The sequence below is a fragment of the Dyella sp. 01N36 genome (genome assembly GCF_056399745.1).
Genome location: NZ_JBFTRY010000262.1, coordinates 1 through 4080, shown reverse-complemented (window position 1 = coordinate 4080; position 4080 = coordinate 1). Strand labels below are relative to the sequence as shown.

The 4080-nt window shown below is 65.8% G+C and carries 5 protein-coding genes; all 5 read right to left on the bottom strand.

The genetic code is table 11. The features are described 5' to 3' along the window. Window positions 1–61: 61 nt before the first annotated feature. Entirely contained in the window at window positions 62–763 is a 702-nt protein-coding gene (locus AC1DMG_RS20560) for an HAD family hydrolase (protein WP_477181005.1), read from the bottom strand. A 19-nt stretch (window positions 764–782) separates the two neighbouring features. Next, window positions 783–1577 (bottom strand): indole-3-glycerol phosphate synthase TrpC, encoded by a 795-nt coding sequence (gene trpC, locus AC1DMG_RS20555; protein ID WP_441605485.1) that lies wholly within the window; start codon window positions 1575–1577, stop codon window positions 783–785. Window positions 1578–1619: 42 nt separating this feature from the next. Beyond that, window positions 1620–2687 (bottom strand): anthranilate phosphoribosyltransferase, encoded by a 1068-nt coding sequence (trpD, locus tag AC1DMG_RS20550; RefSeq protein ID WP_441605484.1) that lies wholly within the window; start codon window positions 2685–2687, stop codon window positions 1620–1622. Beyond that, window positions 2684–3280 (bottom strand): anthranilate synthase component II, encoded by a 597-nt coding sequence (locus tag AC1DMG_RS20545; protein ID WP_477175055.1) that lies wholly within the window; start codon window positions 3278–3280, stop codon window positions 2684–2686. The genes trpD and AC1DMG_RS20545 overlap by 4 nt, the downstream gene beginning before the upstream one ends. 256 nt (window positions 3281–3536) lie before the next feature. Next, the coding region (locus tag AC1DMG_RS20540) for an NAD(P)/FAD-dependent oxidoreductase (protein WP_477181004.1) at window positions 3537–4080 on the bottom strand (544 nt) is incomplete at its 5' end.

Below are 4080 nucleotides of genomic sequence, written 5' to 3'. Positions count from 1 at the left end.
GGGTGCGCTCCCACAACGACCGGTGTCGCGCACAGAGTGCGCTCCCACAACGAGCTGTGGGTTAGAACCAGTCGACGCGGGTAATCGTGCGACCCAGTGCCYGCTCCAGCTTCTTGCAGAGCTTGGGCGTGCCGTTGACCAGGACGGCTTCCGCGGCAGGCTTGAGCATGGGGGCATCGACCAGCGAGTCGCTATAGGCCACATGCCACTCGCCAACCCCGAAAGCCGCCAGCTGCGCGGGTTTACGGCGACCCACATTGTGCAGCTTCACGCGCATGCCCAGCGGTCCGGGACGCAGCTGCGAAGCCAGCACGTCCACTTCGCCCAGGCCCAGCTGAGACAGGATGTGGCTGACCAGCACGTGCTCGCAGCCGGTGACCACGATGACGCGGTCGCCCGCGGCCTGATGGCGGCGCAAGGCGTTCAGGCCGTCGCGGCAAAATTGCTTGGGGCGACGCGTCAGGCTTGCACCGAACGCTTCGGCCGCCAGGCGGTAGCGACGCTCGTTGAGACCCATCAGACCCACATGGACTAGCGCGCGCTCGGCCAGACGACGCGAAAACGGCACCACCAGCAGCATCCACGGCAGCGCCAGCAAGGCGCCGAACTTGCGCAGCCACGAGCGCTGGAAGCGCTCGCGCATGAACAGATAAAAGGCGTCGCCGTGAATCAGCACGCCATCGAAATCGAACAACACCGTGCGCGGCGCGGCCACGGCTGCTTCCGCCGCTGCCGACTCCAGACCGGTTTCCCCTGTGCTCATGCGTCGACCTGCCCGAGACTCAGGCCGTGGCGAACAGGCGCTTCAGTTCCGCGCCCGGATCGTTGGCGCGCATGAAGGCTTCACCCACGAGAAAGGCGTTGATGCCCGCCTCGCGCAGCGTGGCGACATCGTCGGGCGTGTGGATGCCCGATTCGCTGACCAGGATGCGGTCGTATTCCATCAGCTGCTGCAATTCCAGCGAGGTATCCAGCGAGGTGTGGAACGTGCGCAGGTTGCGGTTGTTCACGCCGATCAGCGGCACCGGCAGCGCGAGCGCGCGCTCCAGTTCCTCGGCGTCGTGCACTTCGCACAGCACGTCCAGATCGAGCTCGGCCGCCAGCATCGACAGATCCAGCAGCGCGGAGTCGCTCAGCGCCGCCACGATCAGCAGGATGCAGTCCGCGCCGATCACGCGCGCTTCGTACACCTGGTACGGGTCGATCACGAAATCCTTGCGCAGCACCGGCAGCGAGCAGGCGTCGCGCGCCTGTTGCAGGAAATCTTCGCTGCCCTGGAAAAAATCCTTATCGGTGAGCACCGACAGGCAGGCGGCACCGCCCTGCTCGTAGCTGCGCGCGATCGCGGCGGGATCGAAATCCGGACGGATCAGGCCCTTGCTCGGGCTCGCGCGCTTCACTTCAGCGATGACAGCGGCCTGGCCGGCATCCACCTTCGCCTCGATCGCGGCCGCAAAACCGCGGGTTTCCGGCAGATCGGCCACGCGCGAGGACAGTTCTGCCAGCGGCAGCCTGGCGCTGCGTTCGGCCACTTCTTCAGTCTTGCGGGTGAGGATGCGCTGGAGGATGTCGGTCATGGCAAAAGCTTGCGGGGAAAGGGGATGAAAGTAGCGTGAGCGTCAGGACGCTTCCGCCAGACGCCGTGTGACGGCGACGAAGGCGTCCATTTTTGCACGAGCAGCGCCGCTGGCGATGGTTGAGCGTGCGAGTTCGATGCCTGCGGCGATGGAATCCACCACATTGGCAGCGTACAGCGCAGCGCCCGCATTGAGGCACACGATGTCGTGCGGCACGCCACGACGCCCCTCCAGGGCCTCGAGCAGCATGGCACGCGATTCTTCCGCATTCTCAACGCGCAGATTACGACTGGACGCCATGGCGAGGCCGAAATCTTCCGGCTCCACTTCGTATTCGCGCACTTCACCGTCGCGCAGTTCGCCCACCAGGGTGGCCGCGCCCAGCGAGATCTCGTCCATGCCGTCGCGTCCCCACACCACCAGCGCGTGTTTCGCGCCCAGCGCCTGCAGCACGCGCACCTGGATGCCGACCAGATCGGGATGGAACACGCCCATCAAAATATTCGGCGCACCGGCCGGATTGGTCAGCGGTCCGAGGATATTGAACAGCGTGCGTACGCCCATCTCTTTGCGCACCGGCGCCACCACCTTCATCGCAGGATGATGGTTGGGCGCAAACATGAAGCCGATGCCGACTTCCTGCATGCATTGGGCCACTTTTGCGGGCGGCAGATCGATCACTGCGCCCAGCGCTTCGAGCACATCCGCGCTGCCCGACTTGGACGACACGCTGCGACCGCCATGCTTGGCCACGCGCGCACCGGCGGCGGCGGCAACAAACATCGAGGTGGTGGAAATATTGAAGCTCGAGGCACCATCGCCACCGGTGCCGACGATGTCSACGAAGTGCTCGTGCGCGGGCAGTTCCACCTTCGCCGACAGCTCGCGCATCACGCGCGCCGCGCCGGTGATCTCGCCCACGGTTTCTTTCTTCACACGCAGGCCGGTGATGATGGCGGCGGTCATCAGCGGGCTCACTTCGCCGCGCATGATCTGCCCCATCAGCTCGATCATTTCATCGTGGAAGATCTCGCGGTGCTCGATGGTGCGCTGTAGCGCTTCCTGCGGCGTGATGGTGACGCGGCGCCCCACGTTGCCTGCCACGTTCATGCCGCGAGCTTCAACGGCAGGCCGAGGAAGTTGCGCAACAAGTCGTGGCCGTACTGAGTGAGGATGGAYTCGGGATGGAACTGCACGCCTTCAACGTTCAGCGTCTTGTGGCGCAGGCCCATGATCTCGTCGATGCTGCCGTCGGCGTTTTCCGTCCAGGCGGTCACTTCGAGGCAGTCGGGCAACGACTCCTGCTCCACCACCAGCGAGTGATAGCGCGTCGCCTCGAACGGATCGGGCAGCCCGGCGAACACGCCCTGGCCGCGGTGACGCACCGGCGAAGTCTTGCCGTGCATGATCTGCTTGGCGCGGATCACCTTGCCGCCAAACACCTGGCCGATGGCCTGATGACCCAGGCACACGCCGAACACGGGGATCTCACCGGCCAGCTCGCTCAGCACCTGCAGCGACACGCCCGAATCGTCCGGCGTGCCGGGGCCCGGCGAAATCATGATGTGGGAGGGCTTGAGCGCCCGGATGCCAGCCACGTCCAGCGCGTCGTTGCGCACCACCTTCACCGCCTGGCCCAGCTCGCCCAGGTACTGCACGAGGTTGAAGGTGAAGCTGTCGTAGTTGTCGATCATCAGCAGCATACAGGGCCCAACTCTTTGATTTGGTTATACCAAGCAACGCGCCGCTGGCGCTGGACAGCGCCAGGCATCCCTACCGTCAGCGGGTGTCGGCGCGAGCGCCGACCTGCCCGATTGTAGCGGTGGCCGTCGCGGCGATGCAGCATGGAATTGTGGGGAAGCGCTGGATATGAGGCCGGYGGCCGGGCAGACGACACCATGAGTGCCGGAAACCGGCCCGCGGGTTGTTGGGCCGGCGGCGCTCCCGAACGCGCCCGAGTCAGCCCTTCAGGCGCCGGGGATCGAGCATGTCGGCGGTGACGCCGGCATCCTGCAGATGGCCGGGCAACGGACGGCCCAGGGCGAGATTCGCGCAGGCTTCACCCATCGCCGCCGAGGTCTGGATGCCGTAGCCGCCTTGCGCCGCGACCCAGAAGAAATCACCGGAACCCGGCGCGAAACCGCCCACCAGATCACCATCGGCAACGAATGAGCGCAGGCCTGCCCAGGTGCGCGTGGGCCGGCGAATGGTCATCGTGGTCGCCTCTTCGATGCGATGGATGCCGATGGCGATATCGAGCTCCTCCGGCTGCACGTCGTGCGGCATCACCGGATCCGCGTTCGCTGGGCAGCCGAGCAGGAGGCCGGCATCGGGCTTGAAGTAGAAACCTTCGTCGACGTCGGTGACGAACGGCCAGCGCGAGGTGTCCATTCCGGTGGGCGCTTCGAACAGAAATGCCGAGCGTCGACGCGGCTGGATGCCGATGGGTGCAATGCCCGCGAGCGCGGCGATCTGGTCCACCCACGCGCCCGCGGCGTTGATC

What these genes read in the sequence shown, in the direction of transcription:
- trpC (WP_441605485.1), bottom strand. Translation starts at nt 1,577, where the DNA reads ATGACCGACATCCTCCAGCGCATCCTCACCCGCAAGACTGAAGAAGTG.